Source organism: Psychromonas algicola, assembly GCF_004378355.1.
In the GTDB taxonomy this organism is placed as follows: Bacteria; Pseudomonadota; Gammaproteobacteria; order Enterobacterales; family Psychromonadaceae; genus Psychromonas.
Window position 1 is genome coordinate 1 of record NZ_SNUB01000074.1, and the last position, 894, is coordinate 894.

General features: G+C 38.7%; 1 tRNA gene and 2 rRNA genes. All 3 read right to left on the reverse strand.

Features of this window, described 5'->3' with window-relative positions:
- Positions 1-216 precede the first annotated feature (216 nt).
- Positions 217-292: transfer RNA gene (locus E2R67_RS16380), tRNA-Thr, on the reverse strand.
- A gap of 8 nt (positions 293-300) precedes the next feature.
- A 5S ribosomal RNA gene (gene rrf, locus E2R67_RS16385) occupies positions 301-416 on the reverse strand.
- 71 nt (positions 417-487) lie between these two features.
- Positions 488-603 (reverse strand): 5S ribosomal RNA (gene rrf / locus E2R67_RS16390).
- Positions 604-894: the final 291 nt, after the last annotated feature.

An 894-nucleotide genomic window follows, 5' to 3' on the forward strand; every position in this document is an offset into this window, starting at 1 on the left:
ATGAAGTTTGCTTACGGGCAAGTACTTTAAAATCTGTCTTTTTTATATGCTCCATCTTTGAGTCACTTTAATCGCAATAGATAACTCAATTAGATCATATTTTTACTTAGATTGGTATAAAATAGATAAGCTATTTATAGTAACTGGTATAAGAATAGCGAGACTGAAGTTACAAATGTAGAAGCTGTTTTTGGAAGTTTTAAGGCTCAGGAAGAGTGGTGCTGATAGGCGGATTTGAACCGCCGACCTCACCCTTACCAAGGGTGCGCTCTACCAACTGAGCCATATCAGCAAATGGGGATCTGATAATGACCTACTTTCACATGGGGAGGCCCCACACTATCATCGGCGCAACTGCGTTTCACTTCTGAGTTCGGCATGGGATCAGGTGGTACCACAGCGCTATTATTATCAGAAAAAAATCTTATATTTATAGCGTATTATAAATATTAAAACCCCAGTCATTTGACTGGGGTTTTGAATAGGTGTCTAGCAATGTCCTACTTTCACATGGGGAGACCCCACACTATCATCGGCGCAACTGCGTTTCACTTCTGAGTTCGGCAAGGGATCAGGTGGTACCACAGCGCTATGGTTACTAGACGAAAACTTTTTAAAGCTTAGGCTTTTTTTTAGCTTTAAATTGTTTTGGCCGGTAGGCGATTAACGTCTTTTTGTTAATCTGCCGTAAGGCAACAATCTAAAGTCTTTTAAAAATTAATTAGAAAAACTGATGTTTTAAGTGCTCTAATTCTGAAATTGTTTTTAATCTCACAAACTTATGTATGTAAATACACTTCACAAGCGCAATTTAACGTCTCTCGACAAGTCTTGGTCAACCAACACTTCTTAGGTGTTGTATGGTTAAGCCTCACGGGTAATTAGTACAAGTTA